Consider the following 22,842-nt stretch of genomic DNA (forward strand, 5'->3'; position numbering starts at 1 on the left):
AAGCAGCGACATCGGGGTGTAGCGCAGCTTGGCAGCGCGCTTCGTTCGGGACGAAGAGGTCGTGGGTTCAAATCCCGCCACCCCGACAGCCGAAACAGCAGGTGAGGCAGGTACTGGATTCAGTACCTGCCTCACCTGTTTCTGTCTGCGTGAGCGCCGCTTCCCACGTGGCTGCGGTCGCGGGTCTGCGCCGAAGATCCCCTTCATGACCACGGCACCGGTCTGGATCACGGAAGCCGGAGCCGGCTCCGGTTCTGGTGGACCCCTCGTCGACGCCGTCCCGGCACCCGCTGCGCTCCGCGCGCCCTTCAGTGGGGCGCGCCGCGGTGAGCAACTGCGGGGCCGCGGGGTGGATGCGGGGCGTGGGGGCTTCAAGAGCCGCTCTACGATGAGGCGTCGAGAAGAAGGGTGGGTCTCAGGTGCTGGTCGCGGACCGATATCAGCTCCAAGCGTGCGTCGGGCGCGGCGGTATGGGCGAGGTGTGGCGGGCGACCGACGAGGTGCTCGGGCGGGACGTGGCAGTGAAGTTGATGCTGGGTCACGAGCACGATCCGTCGGCGGCCGAGCGCTTCCGGATGGAGGCGCAGACCGCGGCGCGGCTGAGCCACCCGCACGTGGTCGGCGTCTTCGACTTCGGGACCTGGGACGGGAAGCTGTACCTCGTCATGGAGCTGGTCTCGGGCGACAGCCTGGCCGGGGACCGGGGCCGTCCGGTGGTGCTCGGCGCCGAGCAGGTCGCCACGGTGGCGGCGCACGCGGCCGCCGGGCTCGCCGCGGCGCACCGGCAGGGCGTGGTGCACCGGGACATCAAGCCGGGCAACCTGCTGATGGACGCCGACGGGACCGTGAAGCTCGCCGACTTCGGCATCGCCCGCTTCGTCGACGACCCGTCGGCCGGCCTCACCACCACCGGCCAGATCGTCGGCACCGGCCTCTACCTCGCGCCCGAGCGGGCCCTCGGGCAGCCCGCCTCGCCTGCCTCCGACGTGTACTCGCTGGGCTGCGTGCTCTACCAACTGCTCACCGGGCAGCCGCCGTTCCGCGCCGACACCGCGACCGCGCTGCTCTACCAGCACATCGACACCCCGCCGACGCCGCCGCGACAGCTGGGCGTCCCCATGCCGGCCGCCTTCGAGGCCTACCTGCTGTCGCTGCTCGCGAAGCAGCCCGAGCAGCGCCCCTCGGCGCAGGCCATCGCCGACTGGTTCGCCTCGGGCTCGTGGCGCGACCAGCCGATGCCGCTGCCCCAGGCCGTACCGCAGCCCGCGCCCCAGCCGGCGCCCCAGGCCGGCGCGTACGCCCCGCGCACGCCGGTCACGGCTCCGGTGGCATCGCCACCTCGGCCTCATCCACAGCCGCAGCCGCGGGCGTCCCGGCGCGCCGTGCAGCCGGCCGCCGAGAACCCGCTGGCGGCGATATCCCGGCGCAGACCCCGCAGAACCGCCGCCGTCGCCGGTGCGGTCGCCTTCGTCGTCTTCCTGCTGATCGGGATGGCCTGGCTCAGCTGAGCCGCCGTGTCAGTACACCCGCGGGGCCATGACGTGGCCCTCCTCGTCGTCCGGGCCGAGCAGCAGGCAGCGCGGCACGCCCGGGCCGGGGGTGGCCCGTACGACCACCACGGTCGGCGGCTCGGTCGGCAGCTCGATCGGGACCGACACCGGGCGGTCGTTGCGCCCGGTGGCGTACCCCGTCTCCTTGCCGTCCACCAGGATCTCGACCACCGGGTGGTGACCGGTCTGGACGGTGGCGCTGACCGAGTGACCCCGGTAGTCGATGTGGAAGTGGTGCCGTGCTCTCATGACGTCGCCTCCGCCGCGCCGGGCCGCTTCCCTCAAGCGTAGGACGCCGAGGACATTACCTCCCTTTATGTCCGACATCAGGTAGTACGTCCACCGGATGGCCGGGAGTCACCGGTCAGGTCAGCCCGCGAAGGCGAGGGCCAGGGCGCCCAGCAGCACCAGGGAGCCGCAGATCCCCAGGTTGACCGCCTTGTACTCGAGGAAGACCGCGGCGAACTCGCGGATCGTCGCGCTCGGCCAGAAGTACGCGGCGGTCGGCGAGCCGACCACCTGGCCGTTCACCCCCGCCTTGCGGGCCATCAGGGCGGCCCGGAAGGCGTGGAAGTTGTTGGTGACGATCACGCACTCGGCGCCCGGTCGCTCGGCCTCCATCAGGTCCCTGCTGAAGAGCAGGTTCTCCTCGGTGGTGCGGGAGCGGTCCTCGCGCACGATCCGCTCCGCCGGGAAACCGCGCTCCACCAGGTACGCGGCCATGGCGTGCGACTCGGGCAGCTGCTCGTCCGGCCCCTGCCCGCCCGAGGTGATCAGGACCGGGGTGCGGTCCACCTCGCGGCGCCGGGCCAGCGTCTCGTACACCTCACGCCCGCGCTCCAGCCGGCTCGCCAGCAGCGGAGGCACCCGGCGGCCGCCTATCAGCCCGGAGCCGAGCACGACGACGAAGTCGGCGTCCCGGCGGATGCGCATCCGCCCGTACAGGAAGGCGTAGCCGATGAAGCAGAGGAAGAGGAAGGAGACGTAGCCGAGGATCATCAGGAGGGTGGCGACGACGATCCCCAGCGGCTTCGAGCCGGTGGCGAAGGCCGCGGCCATCAGTCCCATCATGGCGAGGATGCCGAGGCCGGCCAGCAGCGAGAGCAGGTTCGCCGGGCGTCTGCCCTCCTTGCGGACCATCTTGACGCCGTTGGCGCACAGCAGTCCGGCGAGGGCCACCGGACCGAGCGCGAGCACGAGCAGTCCGACCACCATCACCGTCTCGGCCACGCCGTGCGGCGCCTCGTCGATCCCGGCGAGCAGTCCGAGGCCGAGGAAGCTGACGGCGAGGCCCAGATAGACCGCGTTGCTGAAGCGCCGCCGGTCGCGCAGCACACCGAGCCCGAACAGCGCGGCGAAGACGGCGGCGACGGCGACGAATCCGATCATGCGGACATCGTAGGCACCACCACCGACAACCGGCCCTGACCGCAGGCGGAATGGCCCACCACACCTGGTGCGCGGGGCTTCCGGCCGTTGCCGCCGCGCGGCGGGCGCGGTCAGAATGGGGCGCATGGGATTCGCCGTGTTCGTGACGCTGCCCGGACTGGTCATCCTGCTGACCGTGATCGCCTTCGCCGATCACTGCCTGCGGATGACCGGGCGCGGCCGACGGCGCGGCCAGGTCTCCGCGACCGGCTTCGAGCAGCTGCACGCCACCTTCTCGCAGGGCAAGCAGAACGAGCTGAAGGAGCGCCAGAGCTCCCTCGTGCTGCGCGACGACGAGGAGGACGGCGCCCCGCCGCACCGCTCCACGGTGGACCTGACCGGCGGGCGCGCGGTCATCCGGCTGCCCTGAGCCGCGCCCGAGCCGTAGGGGCTCAGACCGCCGGCCGGGAGGCCTTGATCGAGTACATCAGCGGGATGCGGGGCCGGTCCGCCGGGAAGCGGTAGTAGCCGTCGTCCTGCCGGCGCAGGGTGCCGTAGCGCCCGAAGAGCGTGACGTCGTGCTCGTGCAGGAACTCGATGCGCAGTCCCGCCCTGGCTATGGCGGTGACGACCTCGCCGATCGGGTGCTGCCACTCGACGCTGCGGTTGTGGACGGTCTCGGCCTCGGCGTCGGCGTAGGTGCCGGGGGTGGTGTCCACCCACACGTCGCTGGTGAAGTAGTCGTTGATCACGCGCGAGCCGGTCTCGTCGTCGAAGACGTCGGTGAGCGGGTGGAACTCGGCGACGTAGAGGAAGCCGCCCGGGGCCACCAGGGCCGCGGCGGTCTCCGCCCAGCGGTCGATGTCGGGCATCCAGCACAGCGCGCCGCCGCCGGTGTAGACGATGTCGTACGCGGAGTCGGGCACGGCCGCGACCGCGTCGTACGCGTCGGCGGCGACGAACGCCGCCCGCTCGGGGCCGAGGCCGAGGTCGGCGGCGAGGGTGCGGGCGGTCTCCACGGCGGGCTCGGAGAAGTCGAGGCCGACGACGCGGGCGGCGCCGTGCCGGGCCCAGGACAGGGTGTCGAGGCCCATGTGGCACTGCAGGTGCAGCAGGCTGCGGCCGGTGACGTCGCCGACCTCGGCGAGCTCGAAGTCACGCAGCGCGTCCTTGCCGGCGCGGAAGTCGGCGAGGCCGTAGAACTCGCTGGCGGCGTGCAGGGGGACGCGCTCGTCCCAACGGGCGCGGTTGGACTCGTACCAGTCCTCGGGCGGCTGCGATGCGTACATGCCCGCGAGGTTATCCACAGGTTCGTGGGTGGGGCGAACAATTTGTCGGTCGGCCGGAGCATCATGGCTGCATGACTGAGATCAAGGACGAAGGCACGGTCCCGCTCTGGGAGCAGCGGTTCCGGGCGCCCCGGGTGTCGCTGCCGGAGTGGGCGGTGGAGGCCCCGGACCGCTCGCTGTTCGTGTCGAACGCGACGGGGACGTACGAGCTGTACGCGTGGGACCGGGCGACCGGCGGGCAGCGCCAGGTCACCGACCGGCCGAACGGGACGACGGACGGCACGCTCAGCCCGGACGGGCAGTGGATCTGGTGGTTCGCGGACACCGACGGCGACGAGTTCGGGGTGTGGATGCGGCAGCCCTTCGACGGCGGCGCCGACGAGGAGGCCGTGCCGGGGCTCGCCCCCTCCTATCCGGCGGGTCTGGCGCTGGGCCGGGACGGCACGGTCGTGGTGGGCCGGTCCACGGACGAGGACGGTTCGACCGTGCACCTGCTGCGGCCGGGCGCCGACCGGCCGGTGGAGATCTACCGGCACCGGGAGTCGGCCGGGGTCGGCGACCTGTCGCACGACGCGTCCCTGGTCGCGGTCGAGCACACCGAGCACGGGGACGCGATGCACTCGGCGATCCGGGTGCTGCGGGCCTCGGACGCCTCGGTGGTGGCGGAGCTGGACGACACCAAGGGAGGCACGGAGGAGCTGGGCCTGAGCGTCCTCGGCTTCGCTCCGCTCCCCGGGGACACCCGGCTGCTCGTCGGGCACCAGCGGCGCGGCCGCTGGGAGCCGATGCTGTGGGACGTGGCCACGGGCGTGGAGACCGATCTGCGGCTCGACCTGCCCGGAGACGTGTCGGCGGAGTGGTATCCGGACGGCTCGGGGCTGCTGATCGTGCACGGCTTCGAGGCCCGCAGCGAGCTCTGGCGGTACGAGATCGGCACCGGCGCTCTGGTGCGGGTGGACACCCCGGCCGGTTCGGTGTCGAGCGCGACGGCCCGTCCCGACGGCACCGTGGAGTATCTGTGGTCCTCGGCGGCGCAGCCGCCGGTGGTGCGCTCCACGGACGGCTCGGTCGTCCTCGATCCTCCGGGGCCGAAGGCGCCGCCGTCGGTGCCGGTGGAGGACGTGTGGGTGGAGGGCCCCGGGGGCCGGATCCACGCCCTGGTGCAGCGGCCGGAGCGGGGCGAGGGCCGGTTCCCGACCGTGTTCGAGGTGCACGGCGGCCCGACCTGGCACGACAGCGACGCCTTCGCGTCCGGCCCGGCCGCCTGGGTCGACCACGGCTACGCGGTGGTGCGGGTGAACTACCGCGGCTCCACCGGCTACGGCCGGGAGTGGACCGACGCGCTGAAGCACCGGGTCGGCCTGATCGAGCTGGAGGACATCGCCGCCGTCCGCGCCTGGGCGGTGGACAGCGGGCTCGCGGACCCGGAGCGCCTGGTGCTCGCCGGCGGCTCCTGGGGCGGCTATCTGACCCTGCTCGGCCTCGGCACCCAGCCGGACGCCTGGGCGGTCGGCCTCGCCGCGGTGCCCGTCGCCGACTACGTGACGGCCTACGAGGACGAGATGGAGGCCCTGAAGGCGCTCGACCGCACGCTGCTCGGCGGCTCGCCGGAGGAGGTGCCCGAGCGGTACGCGGCCTCGTCGCCGCTGACCTACGTGGACCGGGTGAAGGCCCCGGTGCACATCTCGGCCGGCGTCAACGACCCGCGCTGCCCGATCCGCCAGATCGACAACTACGTGGAACGGCTGGCCGCCCGCGGGGCGGTGCACGAGGTGTACCGGTACGACGCGGGGCACGGCTCGCTCGTGGTGGACGAGCGGATCAAGCAGGTCGCGCTGGACCTGGACTTCGCGGCCCGTCACTTGGGGACCCGGAAGGAGGTGGACTGAGCGGCCTTGCGTACCGTGGGGGTGTGTACCGGTTCCTGAGAACGCCCCGCTGGTGGGGGATCAACGTCTTCGTCCTGCTGGCGATCCCGTTCTGCCTGTTCATGGGGACCTGGCAGATGGGGAAGTTCGAGGACCGGGTCGCGTCGCACGAGCAGGCGGAGCGGCGGCCCGACCCCTCGGCGCAGGCGCCCGAGGCGCTGGACGCGCTGTTGCCGGTCGACAAGGAGACCTCGGGCCGGGTGGCCCGGGCCAGCGGGCGGTACGGCGAGCAGTTCCTGGTCCCGGACCGGGAGCTGGACGGGCGCTCCGGCGCGTACGTGCTGACGCTCCTGAAGACCGACGGCGGCCGGGCGCTGCCGGTGGTCCGGGGCTGGCTGCCGGCCGGCGCGAAGGCGCCGGCCCCGCCGGCCGGCGAGGTCACCGTGACGGGCGCGCTGCAGGCCTCGGAGAGCCAGGGCACCAAGGGCGTGCGGACGGCGGGCGGGCTGCCGCAGGGCCAGCTGGGCATGATCAGCGCGGCCTCGCTGGTGAACGTGGTGCCGGACGACGTGTACGACGCCTGGATCACCCTGACCGAGTCGCCGGCCGGGCTCACCCCGGTCCCGGCGAAGGCGGCCGCGGGCACCGGCCTGGACATGAAGGCCTTCCAGAACCTGGGCTACACGGCCGAGTGGTTCGTGTTCGCCGGCTTCGTGCTCTTCATGTGGTTCCGGCTGCTGCGCCGCGAGGCCGAGGCCTCGCGGGACGCCGCCCTGGGCCTCTAGGTCCTGTCCGACCCTGATCCGCCGGACAGCGCCCGGCGGCCTGGTTCTCCGAGGCCCGGCGGCCGGTCGAGCCTGGCGGCAACGGACGCCCACGGCCCCGCCCGGCCCGCTCTCCGGCCTGGGGCCCGTACCCGGCGGGCCCTCAGGGACGCCCACTCCGCGCCTCAGGAGGCGTCCAGGACTCCGGTGCGGTAGATGGTGCCGGCGCAGGCGTTGGGGATGGTGGCCGCGGCGACCGGGCCGCCCGGCTCGGCGGTGTGGGTCACCTCGACGCTGCCGTCGGCCGGGGTGCCGTCGGTGACCAGCTGGGGGGCCGTGGCGCCGTCCGACGAGCCGGTGCCGGCGGAGCCGCCGGTCGTGCCCGCGCCCGCCGACGTGGAGCCGCCGCCCGTCGAGGGGGTGGGGCTGGGGGTCGGGGTGGGGCCGGTGGTCGGGCAGGTCTCGCTGGGCACCCAGGCGAACCGCACCTCGTAGGCGTTGTCCGGGGTCAGCAGCAGTTTCGGCGCCTCCTGGGAGGGGTCGGGCAGGCCGCTCGCCGGGTCGCCGCTGGTGTGCTCGACGACCGCGATCTTCGCGCCGTCGGCCGCGCCGCGGGCGGCGAAGCCGACCTGGCCGGCGCCGCCGACCACGCAGTCGCTGCCGGAGACGTTGGCGATGCGGAAGGTGCCGTAGACCGTGCCGTTGGCGTCGGGGGCGCCCGTCTGGACGGAGCTGACGCCCAGCTGGGCGGCCGCGCAGGCCGGCTGGGAGGCCGGGGCCTCGGTGGGGGTGCCGGCCGGGTCGGTGCCCGTGCCCGGGTTCTGGGCCGAGGCGCTCGGCCTGCCGCTGGTGCCGTCGGCCTCGCCCGGGCTCGGCGCGGCCGTGCCGGGCCGGGGGGTGGCGGTGTGCAGGCCGCCCTCGATGCCGGTCTCGGTGCCGGTGCCGCCCTGGGCCTGCTCGCCGTGTCCGGCGTTGACCGCCTTGTCGGCGGTGATCCCGTCCGAGGAGGCCACGTGCACCAGGGCCGGGACGGCCGTGCCGACCAGGACGACCGCGGCGGCCATGCCGACGAGTGCCTGCCGCTTGCGGGCCCGCCGGGCGGGCACCGCCCGGCGCAGGTGGTCGAGCGTGCCCTCGGCGGGTTCGAGACCGGCCACCGCGCCCTGGAGCAGCCGCCGTAGCGCCAGTTCGTCGGGCGTGCCGTTGTCCGGCGCTTCGTTCACCATCCCGCGTCCACTCAGGTCGTCCCGGTCACCGTGCTCGTCGTGCTCACCGCCCCGCGGGGGGCGGTTGTGCCGCGCCGTGGCGCGCCTCTCCGCGACGCCGTCACGGGCACCCTCCCGGGTGCCGTCACCGGCGCCGTCCAGCGGCCCGCTCATGACGTGGCCTCCATGGCGACGCGCAGCGCCGCGATGCCGCGGGAGCCGTACGCCTTGACGGATCCCAGGGAGATCCCGAGGGTCTCCGCCACCTGGGCCTCCGTCATGTCCGCGAAGTATCTCAGCACCAGGACCTCGCGCTGCCGCCGTTGGAGACCGCGCATCGCCTTGATGAGCGCGTCCCGCTCCAGCTGGTCGTAGGCGCCCTCCTCCGCGCTCGCCATGTCGGGCATGGGCTTGGAGAGCAGCTTGAGCCCGAGGATGCGCCGGCGCAGCGCGGAGCGCGAGAGGTTGACGACCGTCTGCCGCAGATAGGCCAGGGTCTTCTCGGGGTCGCGCACCCGGCTGCGCGCCGAGTGCACCCGGATGAAGGCCTCCTGGACGACGTCCTCGCAGGAGGCGGTGTCGTCGAGGAGCAGCGCGGCGAGACCCAGCAGCGAGCGGTAGTGCGCGCGGTAGGTCTCGGTGAGGTGGTCGACGGTGGTGCCGGCTGCCATCGTGTCGTCAGCGCCGTCGCGGGGCGCCGGAATGCCGTTGACGGTGGCCGGCCGGCCGGTCCTGAGGGGCATCGGCGCGATCACCGGCATGCCGCCGGCCGGGCGCGGCCGCCTGAGCGGGCGCACCGCGGTGCTGCGCAGCGGGATGACCGCCGCGATGTCGAGTACCTCTGCCACGCCTGTTGGACACGCTTCCCCCCGTCAGGGTTGTACGCGTACGCCACCGTTTTTGGCGGTGCGTCATTTGCCCTCATGCGTACCCGTTCTCCCCCAATGCCCCGCTTGTGCGGCGTGCTCCGCGGCCCACGGCTCGGGTGCACGCGAAGACGCTCCCGCCCGACCACTGGTTGCGGAGGGAGGGAAGAGCATCGTCGTCCAGGACATCTGACCTGATCAAGAGGCATCCGACGCCGATTTGCTCACAAGGCGTTCACAGATCCTACAAAGGCGAGCGGTGCGGGGAGATCGATTTCCGGACGGTCAGTGGCCGGAGAGCTCCGCCGCGATGTGCTCGGCGATCTGCACGGCGTTCAGGGCGGCGCCCTTGCGCAGGTTGTCGGCGCAGGCGAAGAACTCAAGGGCCCGCTCGTCGTCCGGGCCGCGCCGGACCCGCCCCACCCAGGTGGGGTCGGTGCCCACGACGTCGGCCGGGGTCGGGTAGTCGCCGGCCGCCGGGTCGTCGTACAGCACCACGCCGGGCGAGGTGGCCAGGATCTCGTGCGCCCGGCCGACCGTGACCGGCCGCTCGAAGCGGGCGTGCACGGCGGCGGAGTGCCCGGTGATCACCGGCACCCGGACGCAGGTGGCGCTGACCCGCAGCCCCGGCAGGCCGAGGATCTTGCGGGTCTCCTCGCGGACGGCCAGCTCCTCCGACGACCAGCCGTCGGCGGCGGGCTCGCCCGACCAGGGCAGCACGTTCAGGGCGAGCGGCCCGGGGAAGGGGCCGGTGTGGTCGCCGACGGCCCGCCGGACGTCCCCGGGGTGGGTGCCGAGCTCGCTGCCGGTGACCAGGGCCAGCTGCTCGCGCAGCGCGCCCGTACCGGCCCGTCCGGCGCCGCTGGCGGCCTGCTGGACGGTCACGACGAGTTCGGTGAGGCCGTACTCGGCGTGCAGCGCGCCGGCGGCGACGACCAGGGTGAGGGTCGCGCAACCGGGGCTGGCGACGATGCCGCGGGGGCGGACCCGGGCGGCGTGCGCGTTGATCTCGGGGACCACGAGCGGCACGTCGGGGTCGCCACGGAAGGCGGCGGAGGTGTCCACGACCACCGCGCCCTTGGCGGCGGCGATCGGCGCCCAGCGGGCGGCCACGGCCTCGGGCACCAGGAAGAGCGCGAGGTCGACGCCCGCCAGGTGGTCCTCGTGCGCCTCGCTCAGCGGGAGGACCTCGCACTCCTCCCCCCGTACGGCCAGCTTGCGGCCGGCCGAGCGGGGGGAGGCGAGGAGACGGATCTCGCCCCAGACGTCCGCGTGGTGCGACAGCGTCCGGAGCAGCACCTCACCGACCGCTCCGGTCGCTCCCACGACCGCGAGCGTCGGCCCGCCGGTGCCCAGTGGGCTCACGTCACCGGCCGGTGCCGCCGTAGACGACGGCCTCGTCGGAGTCGCTGTCCAGGCCGAAGGCGGTGTGCACGGCGCGCACGGCCTCGTTGACGTCGTCGGCGCGGGTGACGACCGAGATGCGGATCTCGGAGGTCGAGATCAGCTCGATGTTGACGCCCGCGTCGGACAGCGCGCGGAAGAAGTCCGCGGTGACGCCCGGGTTGGTCTTCATGCCGGCGCCGACCAGGGAGATCTTGCCGATCTGGTCGTCGTAGCGCAGCGAGTCGAAGCCGATCGTGGCCTTCGTCTTCTCCAGGGCGTCGATGGCCTTGCGGCCCTCGGCCTTGGGGAGCGTGAAGGAGATGTCCGTGAGGCCGGTGGAGGCCGCGGACACGTTCTGCACGATCATGTCGATGTTGATCTCGGCGTCCGCGACGGCCCGGAAGATGGCGGCGGCCTCGCCCGGCTTGTCCGGCACGCCGACGACCGTGATCTTGGCCTCGGAGGTGTCGTGCGCGACACCGGAGATGATGGCCTGCTCCACCTTCTGGTCCCCTGTCGGTTCGTTGCTGACCCACGTGCCCTGCAGCCCCGAGAAGGAGGAGCGGACGTGGATCGGGATGTTGTAGCGGCGCGCGTACTCGACGCAGCGGTGCAGCAGCACCTTGGAGCCGGAGGCGGCGAGCTCCAGCATGTCCTCGAAGGAGATCCAGTCGATCTTCTTCGCCTTCTTCACCACGCGCGGATCGGCGGTGAACACGCCGTCCACGTCGGTGTAGATCTCGCAGACCTCGGCGTCGAGCGCCGCCGCCAGCGCGACGGCGGTCGTGTCCGAGCCGCCGCGACCCAGGGTGGTGATGTCCTTCTTGTCGGCGGACACGCCCTGGAAGCCGGCCACGATGGCGATGTTGCCCTCGTCGAGCGCGGTACGGATCCGGCCCGGCGTGACGTCGATGATGCGCGCTTTGTTGTGGACCGAGTCGGTGATGACACCCGCCTGGCTGCCCGTGAACGACTGGGCCTCGTGGCCCAGGTTTTTGATCGCCATGGCCAGCAGGGCCATGGAGATCCGCTCTCCGGCGGTCAGCAGCATGTCGAACTCACGGCCGGCCGGCATCGGGGATACCTGCTCGGCGAGATCGATCAACTCGTCCGTCGTGTCGCCCATCGCGGAGACCACGACGACCACCTGGTGGCCGTTCTTCTTGGCTTCCACGATCCGCTTGGCGACGCGCTTGATGCCCTCGGCATCGGCAACGGATGAGCCTCCGTACTTCTGCACGACAAGGCCCACGTGCGCTCCTCGCTCAGTCTCTGCCGCAGTGAACACTGCGGTCTGCGTCAGTTTATCGAGCGGGCCGGAATCGCCGTCCGTATATCACATCCTGAGATGCGATGCTCGGTACGTGATCATGCCCGGCAGCGCGCGGGATGCCCCGCAGGCCCGGTACCGCCCGGGCCACCGCCTTCCCCGGCGCCCGGGATGTACGCGGCGTGTGGGCCGTCTCACATGCCGGCCGACCCATGTCGTGAACTCCTCATTGCGACCCTGGACAGGGCGTGCCACGGCTGGGAGTCTCCCGCCATGCGATCACGTCCCGCCCCCTCCGCTCTCGCGGTCCTCGCCGCGCTGACCGCCCTCGCCGCGGCCGCCTGCGCGCCGCAGGAGGCCGACGGCACCGCCTCCGGCCCCTCGTCCGGCGCCTCCTCGGCCGGTTCCGCGGCCACGGCCGCGTCCTGCGCGCCCGCCGCGCTGGCCACGAAGGCCCGCGGGAAGCTCACCGTCGGCACGGACACGCCCGCGTACGCCCCCTGGTTCCAGGACGACGACCCCTCCAACGGCAAGGGCTTCGAGTCGGCCGTCGCCTACGCCGTCGCCCAGCGCCTCGGCTTCGCCGAGAAGGACGTGGTCTGGCAGAAGGTCGCCTTCAACAACGCCTTCGCGCCCGGCGCGAAGACCTTCGACTTCGACATCAACCAGGTGTCGATCAACGAGGACCGCCGCAAGGCCGTCGACCTCTCCAGCGGCTACTACGACGTGCGCCAGGCCGTCATCGCGCTCAAGGACTCCCCCGCCGCCAAGGCCACCGACCTCGCCGGCCTCAAGGGCGTCCGGCTCGGCGCCCAGGTCGGCACCACGAGCCTCGACGTGATCAACGAACAGATCAAGCCGGACCGCCCGGCCGCCGTCTTCCAGAAGAACGACCTCGCCAAGTCCGCCCTCAAGAACGGCCAGGTCGACGCCATCGTCGTCGACCTCCCCACCGCCTTCTACATCACCGGCGCCGAGGTGCCCGAGGCCAAGGTCGTCGGCCAGCTGGAGGCGGCGGGCGGCACCGGCGGGGCCGGCGGTACGGGTGCCGGCGCCGCCGGCGCCAAGGAGCAGTTCGGCCTGGTCCTCGACAAGGGCTCCCCGCTCACCTCCTGCGTCTCGCGCGCCGTGGACGCGCTGCGCCGGGACGGCACGCTCGCCGCCCTGGAGAAGCGGTGGCTGTCCGACGCGGCGGGCGCGCCGGTGCTGAAGTGACCGCCGGCGAGCTGACGAGCGGCGACCCGATGGGCGGTGACGTGCCGGACGGCGACGTGCCGGGCGGCGGCCTGTCGAAGGCGCCCGGCCCCGACCCGTACCGGCAGGGCCCGGACACCGACACGTACACGGACGCCTACACCCCGTCCGCGCGCCGGATCGCGCGGGAGCGCCACAAGCGCTCCCGCACGCGCCGCGCGACCGCCGTCGCCGCCCTCAGCACCGCCGTCACCCTGGTGGTGCTCTACCTCGTCGTCACCCGCTCCCCCGGCTGGCCGCGGACCAAGGAGACCTTCTTCAGCGCCGAGTACGCCCGGCAGGCGCTGCCCCTGGTCCTCGACGGCCTGTGGCTCAACCTGCGCCTGCTGGTGGTCTGCGGCGCCGTCGCGCTCGCCCTCGGGATGCTGCTCGCCCTCGCCCGCACCGTGCGCGGGCCCGCGCTGTTCCCGCTGCGCGCGCTGGCCACCGCGTACGTCGACTTCTTCCGCGGCCTGCCGCTGATCATCTGCCTGCTCGCCGTGATCTTCGGGCTGCCGGCGCTGCGCCTCCAGGGCGTCCCCACCGACCCCGTCGTCCTCGGCGGGATCGCGCTGGTCCTCACGTACTCCGCCTACCTCGCGGAGGTCTTCCGGGCCGGCATCGAGAGCGTGCACCCCGCCCAGCGGGCCGCCGCCCGCTCCCTCGGCCTGACCAGCGCGCAGACCATGCGCTTCGTCGTGCTGCCCCAAGCCGTACGGAGGGTGGTGCCGCCGCTCCTCAACGACCTGGTCTCGCTCCAGAAGGACACCGGCCTGGTCTCCATCGCGGGCGCGGTGGACGCCGTCTACGCGGCCCAGATCCTGGCCGGCAAGACCTTCAACTACACCCCGTACGTCGTCGCGGGCCTCGTCTTCGTCGTCCTGACGATCCCGATGACCCGGTTCACCGACTGGGTCACCGCCCGGATGAACCGCCGCCAGTCGCAGGGAGGCGCCGTATGAGCCCGGAACGCGGCAAGGACCCGGAACACGGCACGGGCCCGGAACACCGCACGAGCCCGGCGGAGCCGCCGGAGACGGGGCAGCCGGTGCTGCGTCTGGAGTCCGTGCGCAAGACCTACGGACGCACGGTCGTCCTGCGCGACGTCGACCTCACCGTCCCGCCGCACACCGTCACCGTGCTCATCGGCGCCTCCGGCTCCGGCAAGTCGACCCTCCTGCGGTGCGCCAACCTCCTGGAGGAGATCGACGACGGCGCGATCTTCCTCGACGGCGAGGAGATCACCGACCCGCGCGCGGACGCCGACGCGGTACGGCGCCGGATCGGCGTCGTCTTCCAGGCGTACAACCTCTTCCCGCACATGAGCGTGCTCGACAACGTCACGCTCGCCCCGCGCCGGGTCCACCGGACCGCCCGCCGGGAGGCCGAGGACCACGCGCGCGAACTGCTCGCCCGGCTCGGCCTCGCGGACAAGGCAGGCGAGTACCCGGACCGGCTCAGCGGCGGCCAGCAGCAGCGGGTCGCCATCGTCCGCGCCCTGGCGAACCGGCCCCGGCTGCTGCTCCTCGACGAGGTGACCGCCGCGCTCGACCCGGAGCTGGTCGGCGAGGTCCTGAACGTCGTCCGCGACCTCAAGGAGGACGGCATGACCATGGTCGTCGCCACCCACGAGATGGGCTTCGCCCGCGAGGTCGCCGACCAGGTCTGCTTCCTCGCCGACGGCGTCGTCCTGGAGCGCGGCACCCCGGCCGAGGTCTTCGGCGCGCCCGCGCACGAACGGACCCGCCGGTTCCTCGGCCGGATCGTGGAGGCGGGACGGCTGTAACCCGCCCGTCCCCCGGAGTCCTTCAGGGCCCGTCGGAGCCCGCGGCAGCCGGCCGCGGAGTCCGCCGGGGTCCGGAGTCCGGGGCCCGGGGTCCGCCGGAGTCCCGGGTCCGTCAGAGTCCGTGCCGGCCGAGCCCGCCGAGCTCCTGCGCCATCACGCGGCCCGCCTCCTCCGCGAGGGCGTCCTCGGTGAGGTCCTCGTCGGTGTCCAGGCCCGCCAGGTCGGCGAGCGGCTGGTCGAGCCGGACGTGCGCGACGAGGGACTGGAGGGCGCGCAGGGTGGCGGAGGCGGTGGGGCCCCAGTTCGAGAAGTACGAGAACTGCCACCACCACAGCGCCTCGCTGGTGCGGCCCGCCCGGTAGTGCGCCAGACCGTGCCGCAGGTCGGTGATGATGTCGGCGAGGTTGTCGGAGATCCGGGCCGGTACGGGCGCCTTGCGCGGCTCGTACGGGTCGAAGACCTCGGAGAACACGTCCACCGGCTCCAGCATCGCCGCGAACCGCTCCCGCAGCTCGTCCACGTCCAGGTCCGGGCCCGCGTCCGGCTCGTACCGCTCCTCGGGGACGATGTCCTCGTGCGCGCCGAGCCGTCCGCCGGCGAGCAGCAGCTGCGAGACCTCCAGGAGCAGGAAGGGCACCGCGCTGTCCGGCTCGTCGCCCTTGGCGACCTCCGTCGTGGCGACGATGAAGCTCTCGATCGAGTCCGCGATCTGCACCGCGAAGTCGTCAGGGTCCTGAGTGATGGAGTGCAGCGTGGCGTCAGACATCGAGGAGCCTCCCTGAGAGTGCGCCGTCGTGCGCACGGACCCGGTCGTCGTCATACATCTAGCAGGCGCCGCCCCTCGAAGGCACGCCCCAGGGTGACCTCGTCGGCGTACTCCAGGTCGCCGCCGACCGGAAGTCCGCTGGCCAGGCGGGTCACCTTGAGGCCCATGGGCTTGATCATCCGCGCCAGGTACGTCGCGGTGGCCTCGCCCTCCAGGTTCGGGTCGGTGGCGAGAATCAGCTCGGTCACCGTGCCGTCCGCGAGGCGCGCGAGCAGCTCACGGATCCGCAGGTCGTCCGGGCCGACGCCCTCGATGGGGCTGATGGCGCCGCCCAGCACGTGGTAGCGGCCGCGGAACTCGCGCGTCCGCTCGATCGCCACCACGTCCTTGGGCTCCTCGACCACGCAGATGACGGCCTGGTCGCGGCGCGGGTCGCGGCAGATGTTGCACTGCTCCTGCTGTGCCACGTTGCCGCAGACCGCGCAGAACCGGACCTTCTCCTTGACCTCCAGGAGCGCCTGGGCGAGCCGGCGCACGTCCGTGGGCTCGGCCTGGAGGATGTGGAAGGCGATGCGCTGGGCGCTCTTGGGACCGACACCGGGCAGTCTGCCCAGCTCGTCGATGAGGTCCTGGACCACGCCTTCGTACAACGTCAGCGCCCTTCTCGGGGAGTGCTTGTTTCTTACGGTAGTGGCTTGAAAGCGGCGTTTGAAGCCGTACGGCTCAAGAGAGCCGCCCCGGAGCCGCGCGGCTCATCCGGCGAGCCCGGGGCCGCTCAGAAGCCGAGGCCCGGCATCCCGCCGCCCAGGCCCTGCGTCAGCGGGCCCAGCTTGGCCTGCTGGAGCTGCTGCGCGTTCTCGTTGGCGGCCTGCACGGCGGCCACGACGAGGTCGGCGAGGGTCTCGGTGTCCTCCGGGTCGACCGCCTCGGGGGCGATCACCAGGCCGCGCAGCTCGCCGGAGCCGGTCACGGTGGCCTTGACCAGGCCGCCGCCCGCCTGCCCCTCGACCTCGGTCGCCGCGAGCTCCTCCTGGGCACGGGCGAGATCCTGCTGCATCTTCTGGGCCTGCTGGAGGAGCTGCTGCATGTTGGGCTGGCCACCACCGGGGAACACGGTCACTCACTCCTGCTGGTCGGTCGTCCGGCTTCGGACGCGGGTCGGTAAGCCGAGCCTACGTGCTCGCGGACCGGGGTGCCGACACAACTCTTTCGAGTGAGAAACTGCGGGCTCCTCTACCTGATCAACACCCTCTTGCGGGCGGAAATCCCGGGATTCCGGGCCCACAGCCCACCATTCGGCGGTAGGAAGGGCAGGCACCACGTGCACCGCACGTCACAGAAGGACACGAGCGCTGAGCTGAACAGAGGAGTTCCCCGGTGAGCCAGCAGCCGGACATGCAGCCGCAGCCGGGGAACCCCGACGGCCCGGGCCCGGGCACCACCGACGGCCGTGCCACGCCCGGAGCCCCGGGCGCGCCCGCGGGTCCGGCAGCCCCCCGCGACCTGACCGGGTCGCCCTTCCCGCTCGGCGACTGGGGCGAGCCCGCCGAACGCCTCGACGAGCTCTACCGCTGGGTCGAGTCCAACGCCCTGCGCACCGCCGAGTGGTACCTGTCCGACCGCGTCTGGAAGCGCCGCTGCGCCCGCGCCCTGCGGGTCGGCACCGCCCTCGGCGTGATCGCGGGCGCCGCGCTGCCGCTGCTCGACCTCACCGGGGTGGCCGACGGCACGGCCGGCTGGGGCTACCTCTCACTGCTGCTGGGCGCCGCCTGCCTGGCCTGCGACCGCTACTTCGGCCTGACCTCGGGCTGGATAAGGAACGTCGCCACCGCCCAGGCCGTGCAGCGCCGGCTCCAGGCGCTGCAGTTCGACTGGGCCTCGGAGAGCGTCCGCGAGGTGCTCGGCCCGACCGAGGGCACGGCCAGCGAGGCCGCCGAGCGCTGCCTCGGGGTCCTGCGGCGCTTCTCGGAGGACATCACCGAGCTGGTGCGGGCGGAGACCGCCGACTGGATGGTCGAGTTCCGCTCCGGGCCCGCGCCGCTGGCCCTCCAGTCGGTCGGCACCGCCCCGGCCCGCCCCGAGACCGCGCACCCCTCCGGCCGTTTCCCCCTGCCGCCCGGCACCCGGCCGAACATGCCCCGCCAGCGGCCCCCGGAGCCGCGCTGAGCCGCTGAGGCTGCTCCGGGCCGCTGGACAACGGGCCCGACCTGGTGGGTGCGGCCCTCAGCTGAGGATGATCATCGAGCCCTGCCCCAGGCTGCGGGTCGCCGCCGCGTGCAGGCCCAGCCAGACGTGCCGCTCGCGGGCGAAGGGGCTGTCGTCCTCGTACGGCACGGGGGCGGCGGGCTCGTCCAGGTCGGTGGGGCGCTCCGGGGGCCGGGGCGCGGCCGGCGGGTTCGCCGGGTCGATGCCGATCGCGGGCGCCACGAACTCCAGCTCCCGCAGCAGCCCGTGCGAGGAGCCGAGCGGGCCGCCGCCGGCGAGCAGCTCGTCGTTGGAGAGCGGCACCGGGAAGTCGACCGGCACATAGGCGCCGGCGTGGTCGTAGTGCCACACCAGGTGGGACTGCTGGGCGGTCGCCTCGAACATCTCCAGGAGCTGTTCGTAGTCCCCGCCGAGCTCGCCGACCGGCTCCACGGGCAGCCCGCACATCTGGAGCAGATAGGCGCGGCGCAGGAAGTGCAGCGCCTCGTAGTCGAAACCGGCGACGGGGGCGACGTCCCCGGAGAGCCCCGGCATGTAGGCGTAGACGGGCACGGTGGGCAGGCCGGCCGCGGTCAGGGCGTGGTCGTAGACCGCGATCTCCTCGGCGAACGGGTTGTCGGGGCTGTGGCACAGCACGTCGACGAGGGGGACCAGCCACAGGTCACAGGCCAAGACAGGCTCGCTCTCCGTCAGTTGCAGGGACCGTCAGGGTAGTGCGGCTCGTGGCCCCGCACACCCGCTGGGTGCCTGCCCCCGCGGGCGGGTGCTCAACCCGTACGGCCGGCGCGGGCGTCCAGGCGGTCCGCCCACTCCAGGGAGCGGGTGTTGTAGTCCCGTACGACGGCGACCGCGCCGTCGGCGTCGCCGCGCGTGATCGCGTCGACGAGGTCGATGTGGCCGCTCCACAGCCAGCCGAGCAGGTCGCGGTCGGAGCGCAGGTACGGCACGGAGAAGACCCAGGCCTGCACGCGGAGCCGGTGCAGGAAGTCGGCGATGTAGTCGTTGGCGGCGACGAGCCGGCCGAGTTCGCGCCAGTAGCGAATGTCGTAGCCGATGAGGACGTCGAGGTCCCCGGCGCGGGCGGCGCGGGCGGCGGCCTCGCCGCGGCGGCGTATGGAGACCAGGGCGACGCCGTAGGAGACGTCGGGTTCGGCCGGCGGGTGGGGGGCGGGGGCGTGGCGGCGGAAGATGCCGTCCACGACGAGCATCCGGGCCTCGACCATGCCCCGGTAGTCGTCGACCGAGAACTCGTGCACGCGGAAGCCGCGGTGCTGGTCGGAGTCGAGGAGCCCCTGGGCGCAGAGGTCGACCAGGGCCTCGCGGACCGGGGTGGCGGAGACGCCGTACTGCTCGGCGATCTGCTTGACCGTGAACTCCTGGCCCGGCTGGAGACGCCCCGCGAGGATCTCGTCACGCAGCGCGTCCGCGATCTGCTGTCGCAGGGTGCTGCGGGTGACGCCTGCTCCGCTCGCGGCCATGGTGACCGGCCCCCTCCGTACGACTTCCGGAACACCCTAGTCCAGGGCCGGGGAGGGGGCGGATCACAGACGTGTCACCGTGGGATGACGACCCGGGCCGGCGCCGTGAACAGCGGCCGGCGCCGTGAACAGCGGCCGCCGCCGGTGAACAGCGGCCGCCGCCGGTGCACGGCCGGGTCCGAGGGGTCGGACGCGTCAGACCGTGTGCTCGTCGGCGACGCTCAGCGCCGCGTCCAGGGCCGCGAGGCCCTCCTTCGCCTCCGCCTCGGTGATGGTGCAGGCGGGGACCGCGTGGGTGCGGTTCATGTTGACGAAGGGCCACAGGCCGTTCTTCTTCGCCGCGGCGGCGAAGGCGGCCATGGGCGCGTTGGCCTCGCCCGCCGCGTTGTACGGGACGAGCGGCTCGCGGGTCTCCTTGTTCTTCACCAGGTCGAGCGCCCAGAAGACGCCCATGCCGCGGACCTCGCCGACCGAGGGGTGGCGCTCGGCGAGCTCGCGCAGGCCGGGGCCGAGGACGGTCTCGCCGATGCGGGCCGCGTGCTCGACGACCTTCTCGTCCTCCATCACGTGGATGGTGGCGACGGCGGCCGCGCAGGCCAGCGGGTGCCCGGAGTAGGTGAGGCCGCCGGGGTAGGGGCGGGTCTCGAAGGTGGCGGCGATCCGCTCGCTGATCGCGACGCCGCCGAGCGGCACGTAACCGGAGTTGACGCCCTTGGCGAAGGTCATGAGGTCGGGCACGACGTCGAAGTGCTCGGCGGCGAACCACGTGCCGGTGCGGCCGAAGCCGGCCATGACCTCGTCGAGGACGAAGACGATGCCGTACTTGTCGCAGATCTCGCGGACCCCGGCGAGGTAGCCGGGCGGCGGGGTCATGATGCCGGCGGTGCCGGGCACGGTCTCCAGGATGATCGCGGCGATCGTCGCCGGACCCTCGAAGGCGATCGTGTCCTCCAGGTGCTGGAGGGCCCGCGCGCACTCCTCCGCCTCGGTGGCGGCGTAGAAGGGCGAGCGGTAGAGGAAGGGCGCCCAGAAGTGCACCACGCCGGCGGAGGCCGTGTCGGAGGCCCAGCGGCGCGGGTCGCCGGTCAGGTTGATCGCGGTGGAGGTGGCGCCGTGGTACGAGCGGTAGGCGGAGAGCACCTTGGCGCGGCCGGTGTGCAGCCGGGCCATGCGGACGGCGTTCTCGACGGCCTCGGCGCCGCCGTTGGTGAAGAAGATCTTGTTCAGGTCGCCCGGGGTGCGCTCGGCGATGAGGCGTGCGGCCTCGGAGCGCACGTCGACGGCGAAGGCGGGCGCGAAGGTCGCGAGCTTCCCGGCCTGCTCCTGGATCGCGGCGACGACCTTCGGGTGCTGGTAGCCGATGTTGGTGTAGACGAGGCCGCTGGTGAAGTCGAGGTAGCGGTTGCCGTCGTAGTCCCAGAAGTACGAACCCTCGGCGCCGGCGACGGCGAGCGGGTCGATCAGGCCCTGGGCGGACCAGGAGTGGAACACGTGCGCGCGGTCGGCGGCCTTGACGGCCGCTCCGGCCTGGGGGTCGGGTTCGACATGAGGGGTCATGCGTCGAGGGTAAGGAAGCGCAGGTCGGGCCGGCCATGACCATCTTGTCCACCGAGACCGGAGGCGACGAGACAGAGTGCCGTGGCGGCGCGGCGGCCGGCCCGTACGAGCACCTATTGACAGCAGACTGCCATGATGACAGTCTGCTGTCATGACTGAGATCGAGACACCCAGGACCGTCCATCTCGCCGTCTACGACACCCTCGCCGACTGGGAGACGGGACACGCCACCGCCTGGCTCGCCCGGGCCGGGTACACCGTGCGAACCGTCGGCACGCGCGCGGGGGACCCGGTCACCACGATCGCGGGCATCCGGATCGTCCCGGACCTCTCCCTCGCCGACCTGAACCCCGAGGACAGCGCGCTGCTGATCCTGCCGGGCGCCGAGAAGTACGACGAGGGCGACGAGCTCGCGCCCTTCACCGCCAAGGCCCGAGCCTTCCTCCACGCGCGCGTGCCGGTCGCCGCGATCTGCGGCGCCACCGCCGGCCTCGCCCGGGAGGGCCTGCTCGACGACCGCCCGCACACCAGCGCCGCCGCCGGCTACCTGGCCGCCACCGGCTACCGGGGCGGCGAGCGGTACGTCGAGGCGGACGCCGTCCGCGACGGCGACCTCATCACCGCGGGGCCGACCGAGCCGGTGGCCTTCGCGCGCGAGATCTTCGCCCGCCTCGGCGCGTACGAGGGGAAGCGGGACGCCTGGTTCCGCCTGTTCCACGACTCCGACCCGGCGGCCTACGCCGAGCTGAACGGATGAGCCGACGACAGCAGGACGCCCTGTCCCGTACCGCACTGGGCGTCTTCCGGCTCAACGGCCAGTTCCTCGCGCTCTCCGAGAAGCTGGCCGAGCCGGCGGGCCTGACCGCCGCGTGGTGGCAGGTCCTCGGGGCCGTACTGCCCGAGCCCCTCCCGGTGTCCGGGATCGCCCGGGTCATGGGCATCACCCGGCAGAGCGTCCAGCGGGTCGCCGACCTGCTCGTGCGGGAGGGCCTCGCCGCCTACGAGCCGAACCCGGCCCACCGGCGCGCCAAGCTCCTCGCCCCGACCGCGGCCGGCCGGGCCGCGATCCGCCGCATCGACCCCGGACACGCCGAACTGGCCGCCCGGCTCATGCGCGAACTGGGCGGCCAGGAGGCCTTCGACGAGACCGTGCGGACCCTGGAGCGCCTCTCCCGCGCACTGGACGCGCTGGACGCGCCGGAGAGGCTGGACGCGCCGGAGGGTCCCGAGGGGCCGAAGGGACTGGGCGCGCGGGGCGACCAGCGGTCGCGGGCCGACTAGCAGTACAGGTTCGCCCCGGTGGGGACGCCGAGGATCTGGGTGAACTGCTGGTACTTGGTGACCCGGCTCTGGACCTGGGCCGGGTTGCCGCCGTTGCACTCCAGCGCGCCGTTGATGGAGCGGATGGTCTCGCCGAAGCCGGCGCCGTTGACCATGGCGTTGTGGGCGGTCATGGTGCCGGGGCCGTTCTGGGTGTTCCAGTACCAGAGGCCGGTCTTCCAGGCGACGGCCGCGTCGCGCTCGACGCGGTAGGGGTCGGCGAGGAGGTTGATGCCGAGGGCGTCGCCGGCGGCCTTGTAGTTGAAGTTCCAGGAGAGCTGGATCGGACCGCGGCCGTAGTACGCGGCCTGGCCGGCGGGGCAGCCGTAGGGCTGGCTCGCGTCGCAGTAGTGCGGGTAGTTGGCGGTGTTCTGCTCGACGACGTGGACCAGGCCGCCGGTCTCGTGGCTGACGTTGGCGAGGAAGGCGGCGGCCTCCTGCTTCTTCACGGTGTCGCCGCCGGTGGTGGCGAAGCCGGGGTACGCGCCGAGCGCGGCGGTGAGGCCGGCGTACGTGTAGAAGGGGTTCCGGTTCGGGAACATCTGGTTGAACTGCGCCTCGGAGACGACGAATCCACTGGTGGGCGGCGGGGTGGTGCCACCGCCGCCACCTCCGCAGACGCCCTCGTCGCGCCAGACGTCGGCGGTGCCGGGGCGCTCGTTCTGGGTCCACCACTTCGCGTACCAGTTGTGGCCGTTGTACGAGGCGGTCATGCCGCCCGTGTACACGCTGCCGGAGTTCCAGGCGGCCACGCAGGTGGGGGCGGCGCCCGCCGCGGCGGCGGGCAGGAGCACGGCGAGGCCGGCGACCGTACAGATCGCGGCCAGGACGGTGAGAAGACGTCGCAGCATGCGGCTCGTCCTTCCGGTGGGGGGAAGGCCCACGGAACCGCGATTGGTCTGCACCTGTCAATGGTCTGGACCAGAATGAA

The 22,842-nt window shown here is 73.0% G+C and carries 24 protein-coding genes and 1 tRNA gene; 11 read left to right on the forward strand and 14 right to left on the reverse strand.

The window, feature by feature from the left end:
• Positions 1–12 precede the first annotated feature (12 nt).
• Together ACIGW2_RS11260 and ACIGW2_RS11265 are read left to right on the forward strand one after the other, a co-directional pair.
• Positions 13–86, forward strand: a tRNA-Pro gene (locus ACIGW2_RS11260).
• A gap of 333 nt (positions 87–419) precedes the next feature.
• The gene (locus ACIGW2_RS11265; protein ID WP_399842906.1) at positions 420–1,508 is read left to right on the forward strand and encodes a serine/threonine-protein kinase; all 1,089 of its coding nucleotides are present in this window, start codon (positions 420–422) and stop codon (positions 1,506–1,508) included.
• Positions 1,509–1,517: 9 nt separating this feature from the next.
• Here ACIGW2_RS11265 and ACIGW2_RS11270 read toward each other — a convergent pair whose 3' ends face one another.
• Both ACIGW2_RS11270 and ACIGW2_RS11275 read right to left on the reverse strand, forming a co-directional pair.
• Positions 1,518–1,799 (reverse strand): hypothetical protein, encoded by a 282-nt coding sequence (locus tag ACIGW2_RS11270; RefSeq protein WP_361584968.1) that lies wholly within the window; start codon positions 1,797–1,799, stop codon positions 1,518–1,520.
• A 120-nt stretch (positions 1,800–1,919) separates the two neighbouring features.
• Complete coding sequence (locus ACIGW2_RS11275) at positions 1,920–2,939, reverse strand: YdcF family protein (RefSeq protein WP_399842909.1); 1,020 nt, start codon at positions 2,937–2,939, stop codon at positions 1,920–1,922.
• 124 nt (positions 2,940–3,063) lie between these two features.
• On the opposite strand from ACIGW2_RS11275, the gene ACIGW2_RS11280 reads away from it, so the two are divergent.
• Positions 3,064–3,348 (forward strand): DUF6191 domain-containing protein, encoded by a 285-nt coding sequence (locus ACIGW2_RS11280; RefSeq protein WP_399842912.1) that lies wholly within the window; start codon positions 3,064–3,066, stop codon positions 3,346–3,348.
• Positions 3,349–3,370: 22 nt separating this feature from the next.
• On the opposite strand, the gene ACIGW2_RS11285 is transcribed toward ACIGW2_RS11280, so the two are convergent.
• A complete protein-coding gene (locus ACIGW2_RS11285; RefSeq protein WP_391654183.1) occupies positions 3,371–4,207 on the reverse strand; it encodes a class I SAM-dependent methyltransferase in 837 nt (278 codons plus the stop codon).
• A 71-nt stretch (positions 4,208–4,278) separates the two neighbouring features.
• Between ACIGW2_RS11285 and ACIGW2_RS11290 the strand changes: the two genes are divergently transcribed.
• Both ACIGW2_RS11290 and ACIGW2_RS11295 read left to right on the forward strand, forming a co-directional pair.
• Positions 4,279–6,096 (forward strand): prolyl oligopeptidase family serine peptidase, encoded by a 1,818-nt coding sequence (locus ACIGW2_RS11290; RefSeq protein ID WP_399842915.1) that lies wholly within the window; start codon positions 4,279–4,281, stop codon positions 6,094–6,096.
• Positions 6,097–6,119: 23 nt separating this feature from the next.
• Entirely contained in the window at positions 6,120–6,860 is a 741-nt protein-coding gene (locus ACIGW2_RS11295) for an SURF1 family protein (RefSeq protein WP_356067660.1), read from the forward strand.
• Positions 6,861–7,024: 164 nt separating this feature from the next.
• Here the strand turns inward: ACIGW2_RS11295 and ACIGW2_RS11300 are convergent, their stop codons facing one another.
• From ACIGW2_RS11300 to ACIGW2_RS11315, 4 genes are all read right to left on the reverse strand, one after another.
• Positions 7,025–8,218 carry a hypothetical protein gene (locus ACIGW2_RS11300; RefSeq protein ID WP_391654180.1) on the reverse strand — a complete coding sequence of 398 codons (1,194 nt, stop codon included), beginning with the start codon at positions 8,216–8,218 and terminating at the stop codon, positions 7,025–7,027.
• On the reverse strand, positions 8,215–8,892 hold the full coding sequence (locus ACIGW2_RS11305) for a SigE family RNA polymerase sigma factor (protein ID WP_391654179.1): 678 nt from the start codon (positions 8,890–8,892) through the stop codon (positions 8,215–8,217). The genes ACIGW2_RS11300 and ACIGW2_RS11305 overlap by 4 nt, the downstream gene beginning before the upstream one ends.
• Before the next feature lie 303 nt (positions 8,893–9,195).
• A complete protein-coding gene (locus tag ACIGW2_RS11310) occupies positions 9,196–10,236 on the reverse strand; it encodes an aspartate-semialdehyde dehydrogenase (protein WP_399842918.1) in 1,041 nt (346 codons plus the stop codon).
• Between the two features lie 40 nt (positions 10,237–10,276).
• Positions 10,277–11,548, reverse strand: a complete 1,272-nt coding sequence (locus tag ACIGW2_RS11315; protein WP_361584947.1) for an aspartate kinase — start codon at positions 11,546–11,548, stop codon at positions 10,277–10,279.
• Positions 11,549–11,839: 291 nt separating this feature from the next.
• Here ACIGW2_RS11315 and ACIGW2_RS11320 point away from each other — a divergent pair, with 291 nt between their 5' ends.
• Genes ACIGW2_RS11320 through ACIGW2_RS11330 form a run of 3 tightly spaced genes read left to right on the forward strand, consistent with a single transcriptional unit; the run spans position 11,840 to position 14,585 of the window.
• Entirely contained in the window at positions 11,840–12,781 is a 942-nt protein-coding gene (locus ACIGW2_RS11320; protein ID WP_391654177.1) for an ABC transporter substrate-binding protein, read from the forward strand.
• A 29-nt stretch (positions 12,782–12,810) separates the two neighbouring features.
• A complete protein-coding gene (locus ACIGW2_RS11325; protein WP_399843513.1) occupies positions 12,811–13,761 on the forward strand; it encodes an amino acid ABC transporter permease in 951 nt (316 codons plus the stop codon).
• On the forward strand, positions 13,758–14,585 hold the full coding sequence (locus ACIGW2_RS11330) for an amino acid ABC transporter ATP-binding protein (protein WP_399842922.1): 828 nt from the start codon (positions 13,758–13,760) through the stop codon (positions 14,583–14,585). Before ACIGW2_RS11325 ends, ACIGW2_RS11330 begins: the two co-directional genes overlap by 4 nt.
• A 112-nt stretch (positions 14,586–14,697) precedes the next feature.
• Here ACIGW2_RS11330 and ACIGW2_RS11335 read toward each other — a convergent pair whose 3' ends face one another.
• From ACIGW2_RS11335 to ACIGW2_RS11345, 3 genes are all read right to left on the reverse strand, one after another.
• Positions 14,698–15,351, reverse strand: coding sequence for a DUF5063 domain-containing protein (locus ACIGW2_RS11335; RefSeq protein WP_356063308.1), 654 nt, complete (start codon positions 15,349–15,351; stop codon positions 14,698–14,700).
• Between the two features lie 50 nt (positions 15,352–15,401).
• A complete protein-coding gene (gene recR, locus ACIGW2_RS11340) occupies positions 15,402–16,001 on the reverse strand; it encodes a recombination mediator RecR (RefSeq protein WP_361584939.1) in 600 nt (199 codons plus the stop codon).
• Between the two features lie 125 nt (positions 16,002–16,126).
• The gene (locus tag ACIGW2_RS11345) at positions 16,127–16,465 is read right to left on the reverse strand and encodes a YbaB/EbfC family nucleoid-associated protein (RefSeq protein ID WP_356063626.1); all 339 of its coding nucleotides are present in this window, start codon (positions 16,463–16,465) and stop codon (positions 16,127–16,129) included.
• 281 nt (positions 16,466–16,746) lie between these two features.
• On the opposite strand from ACIGW2_RS11345, the gene ACIGW2_RS11350 reads away from it, so the two are divergent.
• Positions 16,747–17,517, forward strand: a complete 771-nt coding sequence (locus ACIGW2_RS11350) for an SLATT domain-containing protein (RefSeq protein ID WP_399843516.1) — start codon at positions 16,747–16,749, stop codon at positions 17,515–17,517.
• A gap of 57 nt (positions 17,518–17,574) precedes the next feature.
• On the opposite strand, the gene ACIGW2_RS11355 is transcribed toward ACIGW2_RS11350, so the two are convergent.
• From ACIGW2_RS11355 to ACIGW2_RS11365, 3 genes are all read right to left on the reverse strand, one after another.
• Positions 17,575–18,228: a hypothetical protein gene (locus tag ACIGW2_RS11355; RefSeq protein WP_361584934.1), complete on the reverse strand. Its 654-nt coding sequence runs from the start codon at positions 18,226–18,228 to the stop codon at positions 17,575–17,577.
• 95 nt (positions 18,229–18,323) lie between these two features.
• Complete coding sequence (locus tag ACIGW2_RS11360) at positions 18,324–19,034, reverse strand: GntR family transcriptional regulator (RefSeq protein WP_361584931.1); 711 nt, start codon at positions 19,032–19,034, stop codon at positions 18,324–18,326.
• A 195-nt stretch (positions 19,035–19,229) separates the two neighbouring features.
• Entirely contained in the window at positions 19,230–20,591 is a 1,362-nt protein-coding gene (locus tag ACIGW2_RS11365) for an aspartate aminotransferase family protein (protein ID WP_391654174.1), read from the reverse strand.
• A gap of 151 nt (positions 20,592–20,742) precedes the next feature.
• On the opposite strand from ACIGW2_RS11365, the gene ACIGW2_RS11370 reads away from it, so the two are divergent.
• Together ACIGW2_RS11370 and ACIGW2_RS11375 are read left to right on the forward strand one after the other, a co-directional pair.
• Positions 20,743–21,348: a DJ-1/PfpI family protein gene (locus tag ACIGW2_RS11370; RefSeq protein ID WP_391654173.1), complete on the forward strand. Its 606-nt coding sequence runs from the start codon at positions 20,743–20,745 to the stop codon at positions 21,346–21,348.
• Positions 21,345–21,872, forward strand: a complete 528-nt coding sequence (locus ACIGW2_RS11375; protein WP_399842928.1) for a MarR family winged helix-turn-helix transcriptional regulator — start codon at positions 21,345–21,347, stop codon at positions 21,870–21,872. Before ACIGW2_RS11370 ends, ACIGW2_RS11375 begins: the two co-directional genes overlap by 4 nt.
• Here the strand turns inward: ACIGW2_RS11375 and ACIGW2_RS11380 are convergent.
• Positions 21,869–22,762, reverse strand: coding sequence for a glycoside hydrolase family 19 protein (locus ACIGW2_RS11380; RefSeq protein WP_399842930.1), 894 nt, complete (start codon positions 22,760–22,762; stop codon positions 21,869–21,871). The genes ACIGW2_RS11375 and ACIGW2_RS11380 overlap by 4 nt on opposite strands.
• Positions 22,763–22,842 lie beyond the last annotated feature (80 nt).

Source organism: Streptomyces sp. NPDC053541, from assembly GCF_044544705.1.
Taxonomy (GTDB): Bacteria; Actinomycetota; Actinomycetes; order Streptomycetales; family Streptomycetaceae; genus Streptomyces.

Bases quoted from the DNA above. Each gene is read 5' to 3' on its own strand.
- ACIGW2_RS11270 (WP_361584968.1), bottom strand. From the start codon at position 1,799: ATGAGAGCACGGCACCACTTCCACATCGACTACCGGGGTCACTCGGTC.
- ACIGW2_RS11275 (WP_399842909.1), bottom strand. From the start codon at position 2,939: ATGATCGGATTCGTCGCCGTCGCCGCCGTCTTCGCCGCGCTGTTCGGG.
- ACIGW2_RS11280 (WP_399842912.1), top strand. From the start codon at position 3,064: ATGGGATTCGCCGTGTTCGTGACGCTGCCCGGACTGGTCATCCTGCTG.
- ACIGW2_RS11285 (WP_391654183.1), bottom strand. From the start codon at position 4,207: ATGTACGCATCGCAGCCGCCCGAGGACTGGTACGAGTCCAACCGCGCC.
- ACIGW2_RS11290 (WP_399842915.1), top strand. From the start codon at position 4,279: ATGACTGAGATCAAGGACGAAGGCACGGTCCCGCTCTGGGAGCAGCGG.
- ACIGW2_RS11300 (WP_391654180.1), bottom strand. From the start codon at position 8,218: ATGAGCGGGCCGCTGGACGGCGCCGGTGACGGCACCCGGGAGGGTGCC.
- ACIGW2_RS11320 (WP_391654177.1), top strand. From the start codon at position 11,840: ATGCGATCACGTCCCGCCCCCTCCGCTCTCGCGGTCCTCGCCGCGCTG.
- ACIGW2_RS11325 (WP_399843513.1), top strand. From the start codon at position 12,811: ATGGGCGGTGACGTGCCGGACGGCGACGTGCCGGGCGGCGGCCTGTCG.
- ACIGW2_RS11330 (WP_399842922.1), top strand. From the start codon at position 13,758: ATGAGCCCGGAACGCGGCAAGGACCCGGAACACGGCACGGGCCCGGAA.
- ACIGW2_RS11335 (WP_356063308.1), bottom strand. From the start codon at position 15,351: ATGTCTGACGCCACGCTGCACTCCATCACTCAGGACCCTGACGACTTC.
- ACIGW2_RS11350 (WP_399843516.1), top strand. From the start codon at position 16,747: ATGCAGCCGCAGCCGGGGAACCCCGACGGCCCGGGCCCGGGCACCACC.
- ACIGW2_RS11360 (WP_361584931.1), bottom strand. From the start codon at position 19,034: ATGGCCGCGAGCGGAGCAGGCGTCACCCGCAGCACCCTGCGACAGCAG.
- ACIGW2_RS11365 (WP_391654174.1), bottom strand. From the start codon at position 20,591: ATGACCCCTCATGTCGAACCCGACCCCCAGGCCGGAGCGGCCGTCAAG.
- ACIGW2_RS11370 (WP_391654173.1), top strand. From the start codon at position 20,743: ATGACTGAGATCGAGACACCCAGGACCGTCCATCTCGCCGTCTACGAC.
- ACIGW2_RS11375 (WP_399842928.1), top strand. From the start codon at position 21,345: ATGAGCCGACGACAGCAGGACGCCCTGTCCCGTACCGCACTGGGCGTC.
- ACIGW2_RS11380 (WP_399842930.1), bottom strand. From the start codon at position 22,762: ATGCTGCGACGTCTTCTCACCGTCCTGGCCGCGATCTGTACGGTCGCC.